14 protein-coding genes are annotated in these 17,455 nt (G+C 71.7%); 7 read left to right on the top strand and 7 right to left on the bottom strand.

Features of this window, described 5'->3' with window-relative positions; translation table 11 throughout:
- Positions 1 to 20 precede the first annotated feature (20 nt).
- A complete protein-coding gene (locus tag ETD86_RS42925; RefSeq protein ID WP_138672380.1) occupies positions 21 to 347 on the top strand; it encodes a hypothetical protein in 327 nt (108 codons plus the stop codon).
- 235 nt (positions 348 to 582) lie between these two features.
- Here ETD86_RS42925 and ETD86_RS42920 read toward each other — a convergent pair whose 3' ends face one another.
- From ETD86_RS42920 to ETD86_RS42910, 3 genes are all read right to left on the bottom strand, one after another.
- Positions 583 to 2,235: a DNA repair helicase XPB gene (locus ETD86_RS42920; RefSeq protein WP_138672379.1), complete on the bottom strand. Its 1,653-nt coding sequence runs from the start codon at positions 2,233 to 2,235 to the stop codon at positions 583 to 585.
- 62 nt (positions 2,236 to 2,297) lie between these two features.
- Positions 2,298 to 2,654: a DUF4190 domain-containing protein gene (locus tag ETD86_RS42915; RefSeq protein WP_138672378.1), complete on the bottom strand. Its 357-nt coding sequence runs from the start codon at positions 2,652 to 2,654 to the stop codon at positions 2,298 to 2,300.
- Positions 2,655 to 2,732: 78 nt separating this feature from the next.
- Positions 2,733 to 4,211, bottom strand: a complete 1,479-nt coding sequence (locus tag ETD86_RS42910) for an AMP-binding protein (RefSeq protein ID WP_138672377.1) — start codon at positions 4,209 to 4,211, stop codon at positions 2,733 to 2,735.
- Positions 4,212 to 4,538: 327 nt separating this feature from the next.
- Here ETD86_RS42910 and ETD86_RS42905 point away from each other — a divergent pair, with 327 nt between their 5' ends.
- Positions 4,539 to 5,906, top strand: a complete 1,368-nt coding sequence (locus ETD86_RS42905) for a hypothetical protein (RefSeq protein ID WP_138672376.1) — start codon at positions 4,539 to 4,541, stop codon at positions 5,904 to 5,906.
- Positions 5,907 to 5,975: 69 nt separating this feature from the next.
- Here the strand turns inward: ETD86_RS42905 and ETD86_RS42900 are convergent, their stop codons facing one another.
- The gene (locus tag ETD86_RS42900; RefSeq protein ID WP_138672375.1) at positions 5,976 to 8,306 is read right to left on the bottom strand and encodes a helicase C-terminal domain-containing protein; all 2,331 of its coding nucleotides are present in this window, start codon (positions 8,304 to 8,306) and stop codon (positions 5,976 to 5,978) included.
- Positions 8,307 to 8,351: 45 nt separating this feature from the next.
- On the opposite strand from ETD86_RS42900, the gene ETD86_RS42895 reads away from it, so the two are divergent.
- Positions 8,352 to 9,197: a hypothetical protein gene (locus tag ETD86_RS42895; RefSeq protein WP_138672374.1), complete on the top strand. Its 846-nt coding sequence runs from the start codon at positions 8,352 to 8,354 to the stop codon at positions 9,195 to 9,197.
- On the opposite strand, the gene ETD86_RS42890 is transcribed toward ETD86_RS42895, so the two are convergent.
- Positions 9,190 to 9,819: a TetR/AcrR family transcriptional regulator gene (locus ETD86_RS42890; protein WP_138672373.1), complete on the bottom strand. Its 630-nt coding sequence runs from the start codon at positions 9,817 to 9,819 to the stop codon at positions 9,190 to 9,192. The genes ETD86_RS42895 and ETD86_RS42890 overlap by 8 nt on opposite strands.
- A gap of 34 nt (positions 9,820 to 9,853) precedes the next feature.
- Positions 9,854 to 10,249 carry a hypothetical protein gene (locus ETD86_RS42885; RefSeq protein ID WP_138672372.1) on the bottom strand — a complete coding sequence of 132 codons (396 nt, stop codon included), beginning with the start codon at positions 10,247 to 10,249 and terminating at the stop codon, positions 9,854 to 9,856.
- A gap of 100 nt (positions 10,250 to 10,349) precedes the next feature.
- Between ETD86_RS42885 and ETD86_RS42880 the strand changes: the two genes are divergently transcribed.
- Together ETD86_RS42880 and ETD86_RS42875 are read left to right on the top strand one after the other, a co-directional pair.
- Positions 10,350 to 10,970, top strand: coding sequence for an HAD family hydrolase (locus ETD86_RS42880; protein WP_138672371.1), 621 nt, complete (start codon positions 10,350 to 10,352; stop codon positions 10,968 to 10,970).
- Positions 10,971 to 11,059: 89 nt separating this feature from the next.
- On the top strand, positions 11,060 to 11,455 hold the full coding sequence (locus ETD86_RS42875) for a cold-shock protein (RefSeq protein WP_138672370.1): 396 nt from the start codon (positions 11,060 to 11,062) through the stop codon (positions 11,453 to 11,455).
- A gap of 56 nt (positions 11,456 to 11,511) precedes the next feature.
- Here ETD86_RS42875 and ETD86_RS42870 read toward each other — a convergent pair whose 3' ends face one another.
- Positions 11,512 to 13,128, bottom strand: coding sequence for an MFS transporter (locus ETD86_RS42870; protein ID WP_246149137.1), 1,617 nt, complete (start codon positions 13,126 to 13,128; stop codon positions 11,512 to 11,514).
- Between the two features lie 126 nt (positions 13,129 to 13,254).
- Here ETD86_RS42870 and ETD86_RS42865 point away from each other — a divergent pair, with 126 nt between their 5' ends.
- Together ETD86_RS42865 and ETD86_RS42860 are read left to right on the top strand one after the other, a co-directional pair.
- A complete protein-coding gene (locus ETD86_RS42865) occupies positions 13,255 to 14,061 on the top strand; it encodes a DUF3027 domain-containing protein (RefSeq protein WP_138672369.1) in 807 nt (268 codons plus the stop codon).
- A gap of 249 nt (positions 14,062 to 14,310) precedes the next feature.
- Complete coding sequence (locus tag ETD86_RS42860; protein WP_138672368.1) at positions 14,311 to 17,346, top strand: sacsin N-terminal ATP-binding-like domain-containing protein; 3,036 nt, start codon at positions 14,311 to 14,313, stop codon at positions 17,344 to 17,346.
- The last annotated feature ends 109 nt before the right edge of the window (positions 17,347 to 17,455 follow it).

Genomic DNA, 17,455 nt, shown 5'->3' with positions numbered 1-17,455 from the left:
GGGATGGGTAGGGATAGGAGGTGGCGCGGCTTCAGCTCGGGTTCTCGCCGATCATCCCCACGATCGCGAGCTTCCTCCTCGCGGCGCTGTGGGGTCTGTCGGTGTTCGCAGGCTGGGGCCTGGAGGCGTTCTGCGGGGGCGAGGACACGTGCTCCCGGCGCCTCGGCGCGGTCTCCACGGTGTCCGGTCTGTTCGCCGCACTCGCGGCCTGCTGCACGGCCGCCGCGTGGCTGCTCCCGTGGGCGAGGCACGACATGCGCGCGTTCAGCAGGATCATGGGCGCCGGTGTGGTCTCGTGGGTCGTCGCGGAGGGTGTGCTGTTCCTCGGCGGAATGCTGGTGCGGTAGACACGGCCCCGTTAGCGTTACGAACGTGACAGAACCCTCGGGGCGGAACCAACCCGGGAATACCGAAAAAATCGGGCATATCAGGTGGTTTTGTCGGATCATGGGGGTATGTCGCAGGCGGCGTGATAGGACGCAGGTGAGGGGGGTGGTTCGCTTGTCGACGGCCCGCGGAGTCTCGTGGACGTGACACCACGCAGAATGCTCGGCCGCTCCGGCGAGCGGCCGGGTCATTCCGTCACACGCCGCCGAGCACGTCGTCGGCGTCGATGATCTGGTACGCGTACCCCTGCTCGGCCAGGAACCGCTGCCGATGCGCCGCGAACTCCTGGTCCACCGTGTCCCTGCTGACCACGGTGTAGAACCGGGCGCCACCGCCGTCCGCCTTGGGCCGCAACACCCGCCCGAGCCGCTGAGCCTCCTCCTGCCGCGACCCGAAGGTGCCCGACACCTGGATCGCGATGGCCGCCTCAGGCAGGTCGATGGAGAAGTTGGCCACCTTCGACACCACCAGCACCTGGATCTCCTTGTCGCGGAAGGCCTGGTAGAGCCGCTCCCGCTCCTTGACCCTGGTCTCGCCCTTGATGACCGGCGCGTTGAGGTGCTCGCCGAGCTCGTCGAGCTGGTCGATGTACTGGCCGATGACCAGCACCTGCTCGCCCAGGTGCCGCCGGACCAGGGCCTCGGTCACGTGGGTCTTGGACGGCGTGGTGGCGCAGAAGCGGTAGCGCTCCTCCGACTCGGCCATCGCGTACGCCAGCCGCTCCTCGTCCGTCAGCGTCACGCGTACCTCGACGCAGTCGGCGGGCGCGATCCAGCCCTGGTTCTCCATCTCCTTCCAGGGCGCGTCGTAGCGCTTGGGACCGATGAGCGAGAACACGTCGCCCTCGCGCCCGTCCTCGCGCACCAGCGTCGCGGTCAGCCCGACCCGCCTGCGGGCCTGCAGGTCGGCGGTCATCCGGAAGATCGGCGCGGGCAGCAGGTGCACCTCGTCGTAGACGACCAGGCCCCAGTCGCGCGCGTCGAACAACTCCAGGTGGCTGTAGACGCCCTTCCGCCTGGTGGTCATCACCTGGTAGGTGGCGATGGTGACCGGGCGGATCTCCTTCTTCGAGCCGGAGTATTCGCCGATCTCGTCCTCGGTCAGTGACGTGCGCTTGAGCAGCTCGGTCTTCCACTGGTGGGCCGAGACGGTGTTGGTCACCAGGATCAGCGTGGTCGCCTGGGCGTGGGCCATCGCGGCCGCGCCGACGATGGTCTTGCCGGCGCCGCAGGGCAGCACCACCACGCCGGAGCCGCCGTGCCAGAAGGCGTCGGCCGCCTCCTGCTGGTAGGGCCGCAGCGCCCAGCCGTCCTGCGTCAGCTTGATCGGGTGCGCCTCGCCGTCGACGTAGCCGGCCAGGTCCTCGGCGGGCCAGCCCAGCTTGAGCAGCGCCTGCTTGACGTTGCCCCGGTCGCTCGGGTGGACGACCACGGAGTCGGGGCCGAGCCGCTCGCCCAGCATCGGCTGGATCTTCCTGGAGCGCAGCACCTCTTCGAGCACGGCCCGGTCGCTGGAGGTCAGGACCAGGCCGTTGACCGGGTCCTTCTCCAGCCGCAGCCGGCCGTAGCGGGCCATGGTCTCGGCGACGTCGACCAGCAGCGCGTGCGGCACCGGATAGCGGCTGTAGCTGATCAACGCGTCGATGACCTGCTCGGCGTCATGGCCGGCGGCGCGAGCGTTCCACAGGGCCAGCGGGGTGACGCGGTAGGTGTGCACGTGTTCGGGAGCGCGTTCGAGCTCGGCGAACGGGGCGATCGCCTTGCGGCATTCGCCGGCCTTGTCGTGGTCGACCTCGAGCAACAGCGTTTTGTCCGACTGGACGATGAGCGGGCCGTCGTTCACGGACATCCTTCCTACGGGTGACCCTTATCCAACACACACGACGGCAGGAACAGTCCCCGATCAGGCAATCAGTCGTTGAGGGATCCGCTGAGGGCGAGGAAGATGAAGAGGACGAGCCCCAGCGCGAAACCGAGCCCCAGCAGGACCCAGCTCCAAATCACCATGGTACGTGCGCGCTCGGGCTCACGAGACGCCCGGCTGATCGCCATCCCGGCGAGGATCGCGCCGGGGATCCCGAAGATGTTGCAGCAGGAGACGAGGGCGAAGAGGTTGAGGACGAGCGAGACGATGGCGTTGGCGCTCGGCCCCTGGCCGCGCGGGGGCGGGGGATAGCCGTATCCGTAGCCGTACCCCGGGGGCGGCTGCTCTCCGTAGGGGGCACCATAAGGCTGATACGGGTACCCCGACGGGTCTTGCTGGCTCATCTTCACCTCCAGACACGTCAACACTTATCACGGAATAGAGACGTGTCTGACCCAGGTTCGCGATCCTGCGATAGATCCTCAGGTGAGCAGAGCCCGCAGCGCCTTACGGTCGAGCTTGAGGACGCTGGTCACCGGGATCGTGTCGGCGAACCGGATCTCCCGTGGATACTTCACCCGGCCGACCCGGTCGCGGGCCCACTCGATCAGCTCCTCGGCCGTCGCCGTACTGCCGGGCTTGAGTTGCACGAATGCGACGACCTCCTCCCCGATGCGCGGCTCGGGCCGGCCGACCACCCCGGACATCACCACGTCGGGGTGCTGGTTGAGCGCGTCCTCGACGTCGCGCGGGAACACGTTGAAGCCGCCGCGGATGATCAGGTCCTTCTTCCTGTCCACGATGTAGAGGTAGCCGTCGTCGTCCACGCAGCCGATGTCGCCGGTCCGCAGCTCGTCGCCGACCAGCGCGGTGCCGTCGGGGTCGGTCTCGTGATCGCCCCAGTAGCCGAGCATCAGTGACTCGCCCGACACGCAGATCTCGCCGACGTCCCCGATCTCCATGGCCTCGCCCGCGCCGTCGCGAATGGTGATCGAGTAGCCGGGCAGCGGCAGGCCGACGCTGCCGATCCGGCGCCGGCCCGGCGGGTTGAACGTGGTGACGGCGCTGGTCTCGGTGAGGCCGTAGCCTTCGAGAATCTGCACGCCCGGCATCCTGCGCTCGAACTCCTCCAGCAGGTCCTTGCCGAGCGGCGCAGCCCCGCAGGTGAGGAAGGACAGGTCGGGCAGGGGGTGCGACTCCAGCGGCTCGGCCAGCAACATCTGGAGCATGGCGGGCACGACGGTGCCGTACTGGACACGTTGCTCGGCGGCCAGTTCGAGGAACGCCTTCGGGTCGAACCAGCGCATGAGCACGGCCTGCTGCGGCTCGGTGGCGTGCATCGAGGCGACCGAGATGATCAGTCCGTACGCGTGGGACAGCGGCACGGGCACGATCGCGCGGTTCTTGCCCTCCTGGTGGGACATGTCCCAGGCGTCCTTGCCGACCTGCCAGAGGCCGCGGTGGCTCAGCATGACGCCTTTCGCCTTGCCCGTGGTGCCGCCCGTGTACATGAGCGCGGCCAGGTCGCCGGGGTCCCTGCGGACCGCCCCGTGCTCGGACGCCCGTTCCAGCTCGGTCGTGTCCACGTGGACGGGGATGTCCACCGCGGCGGCCCGTACGGTCTCCTCCAGCTCGGGGGAGGTGACGATCGCCGCCGCGCCGCTGTCGTGGAGGATGTGCCGGAGCTCCTCGACTCCGACCAGGAACACCACGGGCGTCACGACCGCGCCTGCCGCCCACAGCGCCTGGTAGATCAGCGGCACCTCAGGCGAATTGGCCATCATCACGACCACCCGGTCGCCGGGGCGGATGCCGGCCGCGGCGAACCCGCCGCACATCCGGCGCGCGCGTTCGGCGAGCGCGTGATGGCGGTGCCAGACGCCCTCGTAGAACGTCGCGTCGTGATCGTCGAAGCGGCCCCATGACTCTTCGGCCAAACGGCCCAGCGTTTGCTCGGTCACATGCCCAACCTGATGCGAAGGGGGATGTGCCGTCAAGACTCGACCTGTGTTGACTAGTCATTGTGGATGATGCACGACTACTCAGTAAATGGCAACAACCTGCTTCTCCGGCCATTCCTATTTTCATATCGACCTAGATCGTGTAAAGGTTGGAGATCCAGGAGATCGCCGACCTCCGTGTCAGTGGTTCCGGATGCTGGAAACGCGTGAAATGCCTGGTCAGGCAGGCGTGGTCACGCAGCGCAACTCCCTTGTACAAAAAGAAGAAACTCGTTGTGTCAAGCTATTTTCTGTAGAAAAATTTCCCGCCAAGCACGAGGTGACTTCGTGACCGACACGCCTGAACCGGGCGAGATCGACCTCGACAACATAACGCTCGGTCTCTTATCCGTGAACGACCGGTTGCGTGCCGTGGCCGCGCCGGTCACGAGGGACATGAACCGGCGGGAGGCGGACACCCTCCTGCGCTCCTACCTGGAGCCGCCCGGCTTCCCCGACGCGGTGCGCCGGCTGGCCACACGCCACCTGCTCGTCCTGGTGGGCGAGGAGGAGACCGGCAAACGCCTGGGGGCCCTCGCCCTGCTGTCGCGCATGTCGCTGGCCGACGGCACGATCACGGTCCTGTCGCCTGCCCGGACCGCCGCCGAGCTGCTCTCCAGGACCGAGTACGCGCCCGGCCGGGCATACCTGCTGCACGACTGGATCGCCGCCAGCACCGACCGGACCGAGCTGGTCAACCTGGCGCGCAAGCTGGCCGAGCTCGGCTCGTATCTGGTGATCACCAGGAACGGCGTCCCCTCCCAGGCCGTCGAGGTCGAGCAGGCCTGGGGCGCGCCCGATCCCGGGGAGCTGTTCGACCTGTGCCTGAGCACGTACGACCTGCGGGCCGGGCTGGCGCCCGAGGTGCTCGCCCGGGCCAGGGACCGGGCGCTGACCCTGACCACCCCCGCGCAGGTCGTGCGGCTGGCCGCCGGGCTGGTGCCGGCCGAGGAGCCGGTGGGGGACGAGGTGGCCGCGTGGTTCGACACCAAGCCGGCCATGCGCGAGGTGCTCGCCGCGGCGGCGCTCGCGTTCACGCATCCGCTGGCCGAGCCCGCGTTCGAGGCGCAGCTCGCCCGGCTGGACCGCATCTGGCGGGCGCACGAGCGGGGACCGCACGCGCCGGCCGGCGCTCATCCGCTCATCGCCGTCTCCGGCGGCCTGGTGGCCTTCCGCGCGCCGCGCCACCGCCGGCAGGTGGTCGCCGAGCTGGTCGCGCGGTACGGGTTCTGGTTGTGGCAGCCGCTGCGCGAATGGGTCAGGTCGCTGCCCGGCGAAGGGCCCGACGTCCGGGTACGGGCGGCGGAGGGTGTGGCGTCGCTGGCCGTGTACGCGCTCAGGGACGTCCAGCAGGAGTTCCTCGAGGTGTGGGCACACGGGACGGGAGCGGAGCGCTTGGCGGCGGCTGAGGCGCTCTCGTTCATGTGCGCCGACGACACGCTGGCGCCTGAGGCGCTCAAGCTCGCGCTCGCCTGGACCGAGGACCCGGCACGGTCGGCGGCGGCGGCCCTGGCGCTGGCAGGTGGGTTGTCGGTCAGGTACCCGGCCGACGCGGCATCGGGCCTGACGCGGCTGGCCTCCGGCGACGGGCCCGCGGCCGGCGCGGCGGAGCGGTTGCTGGAGCTGCTGGGTCCTGCTCATGGCCTCACTGCGTGAGGCGGGCTCGGTCGCCAGATGCCGCCGCCTTCCCCCGTCGCTCCTCCTCCAGGCGAGGGCGCTCCCTTGCTAGAGGCCGGCCACGCCCGTGATGCGGTGCAGGGCGAAGCGGTGGACGGCGGCCCTGGTCTCGTCGTACGCGGTCAGGTAGCCGCCCTCCATCCTGGCCGGCTCCAGGATGCGGGAGGTCGCGTTGCCCTGCGAGTCGAGATAGCCGATCCACACGCGGACACCCTGCTTGATGGCATCCTGCAGGGCCGAGATCGTGGCGGTCGCGGGCCCGCGCGGGACCTGGCCGTTGGGGGCGTCGACGGGCTCGCGCCGCGCCAGGTGCGCCGCGTCGCCCGCCCGCAACGCGCGCACGGCCGCGGCGGCCACCTCGGGATCGATGCCGTTGGCGGCGGCCACCGCCCGGACCGGCGCGGCCGCCTCGGTACGGCGGCTGTCGAGCTGCGAGATGATCACGTCTCCGTCGAGCGACTCGGCCACGGGCGCGTACCCCATCGCACGCAGCGAGTCCACCAGCGCCGCCCTGGACGAGCGTGAGGCGATCACGGTGGGCGCGAGCCTGCGCAGCCGCAACGCCGCCGAGCGGCGGTCGGCGGCGATCTGGTCGAGCAGCGCGGGGTCGTCGCAGCGGATGTACGCGCTCGCGGTGCCCACGCGGATGCGCCCGTGCCGCCGCGCCACGTCGCTCACCAGGTAGGACAGCGCCTGCGGCACCGGCGTGGCCGAGTGCCTGGCCAGCATCGCCAGCAGCTCCTCGCCGCCGTGTCCGGCGTCCAGCGCCCGGCGGATGGACCCCTCGCTGAACCGGTAGACCGTGGCCCCGCCCTTCGACTCGACGTCGGCGGTGAGCGTCATCCAGCGGTTGAGCTCGCTTGTGAGCGGCCCCGGCGCGATGGCGGTCAGGTCGGCCTGGAGCAGCACGTGGTCGACGGGCTCGGGCAGCAGCGGCGTGAGCACGCCGGCGGCGTCCCCGCCCTCGATCAGCGCCCGCCCGTGCCCGGACAGCGCGCCCAGGCCGGTCACGCCGACCTGCTCGGCCTCCCGCAACGCGAACTCGGTCAGCTGCTCGCGCAGCGGCCCGCGGCGGCGCGGCTGCTCCCATGACAGCCGTTCCAGGACGGAGTCACGCGCGGGCGCCAGGCCCGGCGCCGCGGCCAGCACGCTCAGCGTGGCGGCCCGCACGCTGGGCGCGGACGAGCGGCGCAGGTCGGTGTGCAGGGCGTTGAGCGGCCTGTCCCGCTCGTCGCGCTCGCCCACCAGCCCGGGCACCCGGTCCATCTGCAGCCACGTCGCCGCCAGCGTGACCCACCGGTCCGCGGTCCCCCTGACCCGCCACAGGTCGTAGCCGGGAGTCGGCAACCACTCGCCGTCCACCCCGCCACCGGCCGCGACGAGCCCGGCCGCGTGCGCCACCTCGACGACCAGCGCCGCCACCCACTCGGGCAGGTCCAGCTCACTCGCCGTGCGCTTCAGGTCCCGCACCCCGAGCCCGCCGGTACGCAACACGCCCGGCGGCTCGATGCTCCACCGCTCGCACAACTCCTCGACCGCCCTGACGAACGAGAACGCCTGCCCGGCCGCCGTACGGTCGGCCATCTCCCGGTCGCGGACGGCCCCCTCGAGCGGCGGCGGCACGGCCAGCAGGCCGCGATGCACCCGCCCGCCACGCAGGTAGAGCCCGACCTCGCGGGGCAGCGTCACGCTCTCCTCGCCGGTCGCGGCCAGCAGGCCGCGGGCCAGCAGCTCCTCGATGGGGGAGCGGGCCGACTCCCGGCGCACCTCGCGCCTGGCGTTGGGCACGCGGCCGGCCGGCGGGCCCCAGGCGAGCTGGTCGAGCGCTGCTCTGGCCTCGGGCGACACCTCCTCGACGAGGGCCGCGGGGGCGGCCAGCGCGGCCGCCAGGCGCTCCTTGCTGGAGCCCGCGGTGCCCGGGACGACGTCGTCGGCCATGTCGTCGAGCTGCTCCGGCGGATGGTGCCGGAACGCGTCCACCGCCTTCGGGCCGAGCCCGGCCGGGTCCTCAAGGACCTTGCGTACGCCGGGGCCGAGGTCGAGCGCGCCGTCAGGCCCGTAGACCAGGGCGAGGTCGCACAACCTGTCGAGCGCGGTGGACAGCGCGGGCTCGGCGGCGCCGTCCTCCAGGGCCGCGCCGACGAGCTGGCGCAGGCGCTTCTTCGGCACCGGGCCGTCCTGTACGGCGAGCGTCTCGACGACGGCGAGCGTGAAGCGGTCGAGCCGGTCGAGCACCCTGCCGATCGCCGACGGGCTCGCCGCCCGCGACGCCAAACCTTCCAGATGAGCGGGCACCGGGGTGATCAGCTCGGGACGCGCGGAGACGAGCGCCCGCAGCTGTTCGTCGGTACGCCCCCTGATCCACTCCGTGAACTCCATCGTTGCCATGGTATGTCCCCCCTGATTGGGGCAGCATGACTTGACGTGATAGAGCGCGCGGACCAGCTCGTGCTGAACTACGTCTCCAAGGCCGCGGACGCGGCTCACGGCGTGCTGCGGGCCGACCAGCGGCTGGACTTCGCCAAGCGGCTGCGGGCCAGGATCGAGGTCGAGCGGGGCGGCAGCCAGAACGCCCGCGAGGTGGCGAAGGTGCTGGCCAGGTTCGGTGACCCGGTGGCGCTGGTCGAGCGCGAGGCCCGCAGGCTGGCCGAGGCGGCCGCCGCCGACCAGGCCGGGGCTGCCGATACCGGTCAGCGCGCCGCCGAGGGGACAGGGTCCACGAAACGTTTCCCCACGATCGTCGACGACCCGGACCCGCCGCCCGGGGTGCGGGCGTACCGGAGGATCGCCCAGGAGCGGCTCGAACGGCAGGCCCCGCCCGGGCGGGGCCTGCCGTTCGCGGGGCTGCGCAGGGCGGCCATGGCCGGCGCGAACCCGATGGCCACCGGTGGCAGGGACGCCAGGACGATCGTCAAGGAGCACCCGCGCGAGACGGCCGCGATGGTGATCCTGGTGGTCGCGGCGCTGCTGGTGCCGTTCGACCTGCCGCTGCTGGCGATCTTCCCGGTCCCGCTGGTGGTGTGGGCCGGCGCCGCGGTGATGGTGCTGTTCAGCGAGAGCTGGTGGCCGCGTGACCGGTTCCTCGGGGCGGGCGCGCCGCTGCTCGGCTACTTGGTCGGCGGGGTGCTCGTCGGCGGCCTGCGGGTGGGCGGCGAGCCGGGTCTGAACGCGTTCCTGACACAGTTCTGGGCGGTCAGCGGGACCATGTTCATGATCGGTACGGCGCTCGGCGTGGTCTGGCTCGCCTATCGGCTGCTCGACGTCAGCTGACGGGCCCGCTCACTGGCGCCGGGCTCGGGAGCAGGCCGACCGCCAGGCATACCCAGGCGGCGACGAACTGGTCCTTTTCCGCGTGGCCTGGCAGCTCGCCCACGGTCTCCTGGAAGAGCCGGTAGTGCACGACGGCGCCGCCGAGCACCGCCGAGATGCCCGTCCAGTCGAGTTCGGCGTCGCGGTACTCGGGTTGCGCGCGGAACCAGGTGACGATCGCGTCGAACATCGGCTGCAGCAGCCCCTCGCGGACGACGGCGACCAGCTCGGGGAACTGGCTGAGGTCGCGGAAGAACACCCGGGTCAGCTCGGACTCCTCGCGCACCTTGGCCAGCCCGGCCCGGCAGAGCAGCGACAGGCGCTCCTCCAGATCCACCGAGGCCTCCATGCCGCTCAGCGCGGCCAGGCTCTCGGCCACCTGGCTCCTGGTGCGGGCGGCGTGCTCGTTGATGGCCGCGGCGAGCACCTCGTACTTGGACTTGAAGTGCCGGTAGAGACCGCCGGCGCCGGGAGACAGCCCTGAGGCGGCCTCGATCTCGGCCACGGAAGTGGCGGAGTAGCCCCGCTCGGCGAACAGCCGCAGGGACTCATCGATGATCCGCTCACGGGTGGATCTGGTCATGTCTATCCTGATACCTCCGCATCGAGAGTAGTCGTTACGGAGCAGCGCGCCGGATCAGGCTCGCCAGAGCGGAGCCGATGATCAGCCAGACGATCGCGGCGAGGCCGTAGTTGACGAGCGTCGTCCAGCGCAGCTCGGCGAGCTGGAACAGGTTGGCCAGGCCGAGGGACAACGATGCGGCGAGCGACTCGACGAACTGGTACCAGACGTTGGCCTCGTTGGCCCGGAACACCGTGAACAGCGCGTACAGCACCAGGGAGAGCGCCGCCAGCCTGGAGGCCAGCCGCACCAGGGAGGCCACGGACGACACGACTCGCTGCCAGACCGTGACGGGCGACGCGAGGGATCGCGCGGGCCTGTGCGGGCGGGCGGGAGCGGAGGAGGCGACGAGGCGGTCTTCGGTCTGCGGCTGTTTGGGGGTGTCGGTCACGGCCGGTCCTCTCCGATAAGTAATTCCTTTCTTCCCATTCCAACGGTCCCACAACAAGGGCCGTTACGCGGAGTAGAGGAGGGTTTGGCATCCTGCACCTGTGACGACTTCGGTGGGATTCGACCTGGACATGACATTGGCTGATACGCGGGCGGGGATCGCGGCGGTTTACGACGAGCTGTCCGTGCGGTTGGGCGTGGCCATCGACAGCGCGGCCGCCGTCTCGCGACTGGGGCCGCCGCTGGAGGTCGAGCTGGCCAACTGGCTGCCGGTCGAAAAGATCGCCGCAGCGGCCGATCTCTATCGGCAGATTTATCCGGATATGGGGGTTCCGGTGCACACCGCCATGGCGGGGGCGCACGACGCGATCGCCGCCGTACGCGCGGCCGGCGGCCGGGTCATCGTGGTGACCGGCAAGAACCAGCGTGACGCCGTCGGCACGGTCGAGATGCTCGGTCTGGTCGTGGACGAGGTGGTCGGCTCGCTTTTCGGCGCGGGCAAGGGTTCGGCACTCGCGCGGTTCGGCGCGGCGGCTTATGTTGGTGACCATGTCGCGGACATCGAGGCGGCACGCGCGGGCGGCGCCGTGAGTGTGGCCGTCGCGACCGGTCCTTACACGGTGGGAGAGCTGCGTGAGCACGGAGCCGATGTGGCCCTGTCCGACCTGACCGAATTCGCCACGTGGTACACCGGTTGGTCCCAGCGCGACGAACTCCGGTAATTCACCGGCCTTTATGCGCTCGCTCCAGCGCTCATCGGGGCATAACCTACATCCATCCAGCTTTTCGACTGTTTGAACGAGGTCCTCCTGTGCCGAGTGGCAAGGTCAAGTGGTACGACGCCGACAAGGGATTCGGCTTCCTCACCCGCGACGACGGCGGTGAGGTCTTCGTGCATTCCTCCGCGCTGCCCACCGGCGCAGGCCCGCTCAAGCCCGGCCAAAAGGTCGAGTTCGGGGTGGCCGAGGGCCGCCGCGGCCAGCAGGCGCTCTCCGTCAGGATCCTGGAGCAGCCGCCGACCCTGGCCAAGCCCAAGGTCAAGGGGAAGCGGAAGAAGCCGGACGAGATGGTGGTCATCGTCGAGGATCTGATCAAGCTGCTCGATGAGATCTCGACCTCGTACCAGCGGGGCAAGCATCCGGACGCGACGCACGCCAAGAAGATCGCGCAGGTGCTGAGGGCCGTCGCCGACGACCTCGACGCGTAAGGGCCGACCACACAGGCCACGGTGGGAGTGCCCCACCGTGGCCTGACCGCGTGGGCTCAGCCGAAGGGATTGGTCAGCGGCTTGGTCGAGTCCAGCGTGTCGCTTCGCCGCTGGTCGTTGTCGTCTGTCTCGGCCTGCCGCGGGTCATGGCCACGCGGCTGGCGCCGTCGCGGGTCCTGCTCATCCGTCTCGGCCTCGGCCTGCACCCGATCGTGCTCGCTCGCCTCGGCCCGCTGCCTGGCCAGCTTGGACTTGGTGGCGCGTACCCGCTTCCTCCTGGCGATCAGCAGCCAGCCGAGTGCGGCGGTGAGCGCGACGGCCAGCGTGACCAGCCCCGCCAGGCTGCTCTGCGTCAGCGAGAGCACCAGCCCGATCAGGCCGCCGAACACCCAGGCGAGCTGGAGCACCGCCTCGACGACGCCGAACGTGGACGAGCGGACCTCTTCGCCGATCTCACGCTGCACGATCGCGTCGAGCGCCAGCTTGCCCAGCTCCTGCGCGAACGCCGTGACCAGGGAGATCGCCAGCGCTGTCCACAACCCGAAGAAGACCGCCGTCACGATGGTCGTCACGACGGTCACGGCCAGCGTGACCAGCACGATCAGCTGAGGCGCGTGGTTACGCGTCCAGTTCGCCACGGCCGCGCCCAACAGGCCGCCGAGCCCGGCGGCGCCCGCCAGCAGCGCGATCGTCTTCGGGATGTCGAAGAACGGGTCCTGCGCCCATGCCTGGTCGACCGCCAGCCACGGCACCGCCTTGTCCTGCACCAGGAACAGCAGGAAGAACAGCAGGAAGCCGGAGAAGACGCGGATGGCCACGTTCGCCCAGACCGCCTCGGCGACCGCGGGGCCGACCTTGGGCAGGGTGCGCCAGCGGGTCTGGGCGCTCTCCTCCTCCAGGTCGGGGGAGTCGACGTGGCGCGGCAGGCGTACCGCGACGACGCCGAGCAGCAGGAAGGCCACCATCGCGATGCGCAGCACCGCCGCGCTGCCCAGCCACGCCGTCATGCCCGCGCCGATGGGCACCGCCACCCCCGCCGAGACCAGCGTGAACAGCGCCACTCGCGCGTTCGCCGACACCAGCGTGATGTCGGCGGGCAGCACGCTCGGCATGATCGCCGCACGTGACACGTTGTACGCCTTCGACAACACCAGCACGCCCAGCGCGCCGATGAACAACGTCGGCAGGTCGCCGGGACCGACCGCGGCGGCCATCGCGAAACACAGCAGGCCACGCCCGAACAGCGTGCCCGCCATCACATAGCGGCGCCCTGACCTGAACCTGTCGAGTATCGGCCCCACGAACGGCGCCAGCAGCGCGAACGGCAACATCGTGATGACCAGGTAGAGCGCCACCGAGCCGCGGGCCTCGCCGACGGGCACGCCGAAGAACACCGTGCTCGCCAGCGCCACCGTCACCATCGCGTCACTGGCGCTGTTGCCCGCCGACAGCTCGATCAGCCGGCCCAGCCCGGTGCGGCCCGCGCCGTTCGCGTACGTGAGCCGGCGCGTGGCCTTGCCGACCTTCTGCGCGCCCTTGGCCGTGGCCTTGCCCGCTCGCGCGGTGCCGCTGGCCGTGGCCTTTCCGGCACGCGCGGTCGCACGGCCCGCGTCGGCGACTCCCCGCCCTACGCGCCGCGATATCTGGCGTGCCCGCTCCCAGCCACCCTCCACGCCTACCAGTCTTACCCGATTCGTCTGCCACAACGGAGCAGGAACCCCCGTTGTGTGCCCGTACAGGTCCGGTCATGGGTGAGAATGAAGTGTGAGCGAACAGCACCTTTCGCCGGAGGCGGTCCGATGAGCCGCACCAGGGCCCGCGTCTCCGCTCCCGACCAGGCCTGTGCCGAGGCGGTCGATCTGGCGCGCGCCGCGGCCGAGGAGCTGGCGCGTCCGGGCGAGCCCGGCGAGCACCTCGGCTTCGAGAGCGAGGGCGACCGGATCGTCACCCACTACTTCGCCTGCCTCGACCGGGCCTACCACGGCTGGCGCTGGGCCATCACCGTCACGCGCGCTTCCCGGGCCAAGAAGGTCACGGTCAGCGAGGCGGTGCTGCTGCCGGGCTCAGGGGCGCTGCTCGCACCTGAGTGGCTGCCGTGGAGCGAGCGCCTGCGCCCCGGCGACCTCGGCGTGGGCGACCTGCTGCCCAGCCCGGAGGACGACGACCGGCTGGCGCCGGGTTTCACCGAGGTCGACGATGACGCCGACCACCAGGCGGTTTTCGAGTACGGCCTGGGCCGAGCCCGTGTGCTCTCGGCCATTGGCAAGGAACGGGCTGCCAGACGCTGGCACTCGGGCGAGCACGGGCCACACACGCCGATCGCACACGCCGCTCCCGCGCAGTGCTCCACCTGCGGCTTCTACTGGCTGCTCGCGGGTGGGCTGCGGCACATGTTCGGGGTCTGCGCTAACGAATACGCCCCGGACGACGGCAAGGTGGTCGCCGCCGACCACGGCTGCGGTGCGCATTCCGAGGCCGCGGTGCTGCCGCCGCCTGTCGAGCAGGCCATCCCGATCCTTGACGACCTGGGGTATGACCTGATGGAGGAAGAGGCGGCGGCGGGGTCGGTCGACGAATCCGCCGCCGAGGAGCTCGGCCACTCCTGAGCCGGACGCCGTCCTCATGGCCCGGACCGCCGCCCCAGCCGCCACCGAACGGCGGTGCGCGCCCGGCGGGCGGTGGTGCGGCCCGTATGCGGGGGCACACGGGTCCGGCTGCCGATGGGGCCGGGCGCCGGGTGGCCGATCAGGCCGGGCTCCGGATGGCCCACGAGGCCGGGCGCAGGCGGCGATCGTTGTCGGCCGGGGCCGCTAACCTACCCTGGCCCCCTACTCCTCAACACTGGATCGTGATCGATGAGCGACACCTTTGGCTGTGACCGGATGCGAGCCGCCGTCCTGGCGGCCTGGACCGCCTCCCCGGCCAGGTTCCGCGAGGACGCCAATGCCGAGGAGGACTTCGCGCTCGGCGGCTACCGCGACCGTCTGATCGTCGAGCTCACGCAGAACGCCGCCGACGCGGCGCTGCGCGCGGGCGTGCCAGGGGTGCTGCGGCTGACGCTGCGCGGCGACGTCCTCACGGCCGCCAACACCGGCGCCCCGCTCGACGCCATCGGCGTGCAGAGCCTGTCCACGCTGCGTGCCTCGGGCAAGCGGGACGAGGCGGGCGCGGTGGGGCGGTTCGGTGTCGGGTTCGCGGCGGTGGTCTCGGTCACCGACGCGCCGTCCATCGGCTCGCGCGGGAGCGGCGCCGTTCGCTGGTCGCGTACGGAGACCGCCGCCCTGGTCGGCGAGATCCACGCGCTGGCGGGCGAGCTGGCCGACCGGTCCGGGCACGTGCCGTTGCTCAGGTTGCCGTTCGACGAGCCGCCCATGGTGGACATCCCCGAGGGGTTCGACACGGTCGTCCGCCTGCCGCTGCGGGACCAGGGCGCGGTCGAGGCGGTCCGGCGCATGCTGACCGAGACCAGCCCCGCGCTGCTGCTCGGCATGCCGGCGCTGGAGGCCATCGAGATCGATCTCGACGGCTCGGCGCGCCGGGTGGTCGCCGACGGCTGGCACGTGGTGTCGGAGTCGGGCGAGTTCACCCCGGACGAGGTGGGCAGGCTGTTCGCCGACCGGCCCACCGAGGAGCGTGCCCGGCCCTTCTGGTCGCTGCGCTGGGCGGTGCCCGTCACCGGCACCGGGGAGCCCGGGCCGCTACCCGGCACGGTGCCGCCCGTCGTCCACGCGCCCACGCCCAGCGACGAGCCGCTCGACCTGCCCGCGCTGCTGATCGCCTCGTTCCCGATGGCGACCGATCGGCGGCACGTCGCCAAGGGGCCGCTGGCCGACTTCCTCGTCGAACGGGCCGCCGACGCCTACGTCAAGCTCCTGCGTGAGCTGCCGCGCACCCCCAAACTGCTGGATCTCGTGCCGTCCCTCATGGGCAAGGGCGAGCTCGACGCCAGGATCCGCCGGGCCGTGCTGGCCCGGCTGCCCGGCACGCCCCTGCTGCCTGCCTTGTCGGCGCCCGCGCCAGTGGTGCAGACGCCGTCCTTCGCCGACGCCGAGGTCTACGAGCCGGACGCCGAGTGGCAGGTCGAGCACCCGGCGCCGGAGCCGGGAGCCGGCGGGTGGGTCGTCTCCGGCCGTGAGGCGGCCGTGCTCGCCTCGGGGTCGGGGGAGCTGCTGGAGACGGTCGCCGACTTCGTACCCGGGCTGCTGCCCGCCGGGTGGCCGCCGCGGCATCCCGCCATGACGGCGCTCGGCGTCCGCAAGGTGGAGCTGTCCGACGTGGTGGACCTGCTGTCCGGCGAGGTCGTGGAGGCGCGGGAGCCGTCGTGGTGGCGTTCGCTCTACGAGGTGCTGCCCGCCGACGACCCCGAGTCGCTCGGCGCCCTGCCGGTGCCGCTGGCGGACGGCCGGCTCGTACGCGGGCCGCGCGGCACGCTGATCCTGACCGACGGCGGGGCCCAGCTGGACCTGACCCCACTCGGGCTGCGCATCGTGCACTCGGACGCCGCCCATCCCACGCTGCTCAGGCTGGGCGCCGCCGAGGCCACACCCCGCACTGTCCTCGAGGATCCGCTGACCAAGGCCGCCGTCGCGCAGTCGCTCGACAGCCCGGAACCCGAGCCTGTGGCGCGGGCCGTGTTGTCCCTCGTCGACGCGGCCGGGCTGGCGCCCGGCGAGGCGCCGTGGCTGGCCGAGCTGGCCCTGCCCGGCACCGACGGCGAGCTCTACCCGGCCGGGGAGCTCATGCTGGCCGACGGGGCGCTGGCGGGGATCCTGGAGTCCGGCACGCACATCGGGGTGGCCGCGGCCGAGCTGGAGGAGACCTACGGCGCGCGGGTGCTGGCCGCGGCGGGTGTGCTCGACGGGTTCGCGATGGTGCGGGACGAGGACATGCTGCTCGACGCCGACGAGTGCGACCACGATCTCGACGGCGAGGACGAGTGGCTCGACCACGTGCTCGACCTGCTGCCCGAGCTGGACGTGCCGCCCCTGGTGCCCGAGTTCGCGGCGGTGCGGGACCTGGAGCTGGTGGCCGACTGGCGGGCCGCGCTGGAGCTGCTCACCAGGCCACCGCTGCGGGCCGCCCTGCATCCGCTGCGGGTCGAGGGTGTGGAGGTGCCGTCCTACACGGCGTGGTGGCTGGCCAACCATCCGGTGCTGGATGGGCGCAAGCCTCTTGAGCTGCGGCTGCCCGGGGCCGACCCGCTCCTCCAGGGCCTGTACGCCGACGCGCCCCCCGGGCTCGACGAGGGCGCGCTGTCGATGCTGGGGGTCCGTACGACCCTGACCGAGCTGCTGGCCTCGCACGGCGGGCCGGAGGAGCTCCTGGATCTGATGGCCGACGAGTCGATCGAGGTGGACCGGGCCCAGCTGCGTGCGTTGTGGGTCGCGCTGGCCGCGGTGGATCCCTCGCGGGTGGCGCCGCCGTCCCGGGTGCGGGCCGTGCTCCAGGGGGCCATCGTGGTGGCGGCGGCCGAGGACGTGGTCGTCGTCGAGGCGCCTGACCTGCTGCAGCTCGTCGTGGACCGGCCCTTGGTGCTGGCTCCGTACGATCTGGCCGAGTCGTTGTCCGAGTTGCTGGACCTGCCGCTGGCCGGGGAGCTGACCTCGGGGGAGGTCACCTCGCAGGGCGAGGAGCGGCAGGTGCCCGCCGAGGTGCGGTCCCTGCTGCCCACGACGCCTTCGACGTATGTGGCGCACGAGAAGCTGCTGGTGGACGGGGTGGAGTGCGCGTGGCGCTACTTCGAGGGCGCCGTCCACTGCACAGGCGTCGACGGGCTGGCCCGCGGGCTGGCCTGGGCCACGGGCCAGTGGAACGACCGGCTCGCGGTGGCCGCCCTGCTCCGGGACCCGGAGTCGGTGCCGCTCCTGCTGGCCGAGGCCGACCTGTCCTGACCGCCGGCCGCCTCACCGGCTCTGGCGCGCGCCAGAGCCGGCGTGGTGGCCCGGCGCGGGGTCCGGCCGCGGTGGTGGCCCGGCGCAGGGCCCGGCCGCGGTGGCGGGG

The organism is Nonomuraea turkmeniaca (assembly GCF_005889735.1).
In the GTDB taxonomy this organism is placed as follows: domain Bacteria; phylum Actinomycetota; class Actinomycetes; order Streptosporangiales; family Streptosporangiaceae; genus Nonomuraea; species Nonomuraea turkmeniaca.
The sequence above is the reverse complement of the archived record's forward strand: the minus strand, read 5'-3'. Positions and strand labels throughout refer to the sequence as shown.

Excerpts from the sequence above, each read along its gene's own strand:
- ETD86_RS42920 (WP_138672379.1), bottom strand. The coding sequence starts at position 2,235 with ATGTCCGTGAACGACGGCCCGCTCATCGTCCAGTCGGACAAAACGCTG.
- ETD86_RS42915 (WP_138672378.1), bottom strand. The coding sequence starts at position 2,654 with ATGAGCCAGCAAGACCCGTCGGGGTACCCGTATCAGCCTTATGGTGCC.
- ETD86_RS42900 (WP_138672375.1), bottom strand. The coding sequence starts at position 8,306 with ATGGAGTTCACGGAGTGGATCAGGGGGCGTACCGACGAACAGCTGCGG.
- ETD86_RS42890 (WP_138672373.1), bottom strand. The coding sequence starts at position 9,819 with ATGACCAGATCCACCCGTGAGCGGATCATCGATGAGTCCCTGCGGCTG.
- ETD86_RS42865 (WP_138672369.1), top strand. The coding sequence starts at position 13,255 with ATGAGCCGCACCAGGGCCCGCGTCTCCGCTCCCGACCAGGCCTGTGCC.
- ETD86_RS42860 (WP_138672368.1), top strand. The coding sequence starts at position 14,311 with ATGAGCGACACCTTTGGCTGTGACCGGATGCGAGCCGCCGTCCTGGCG.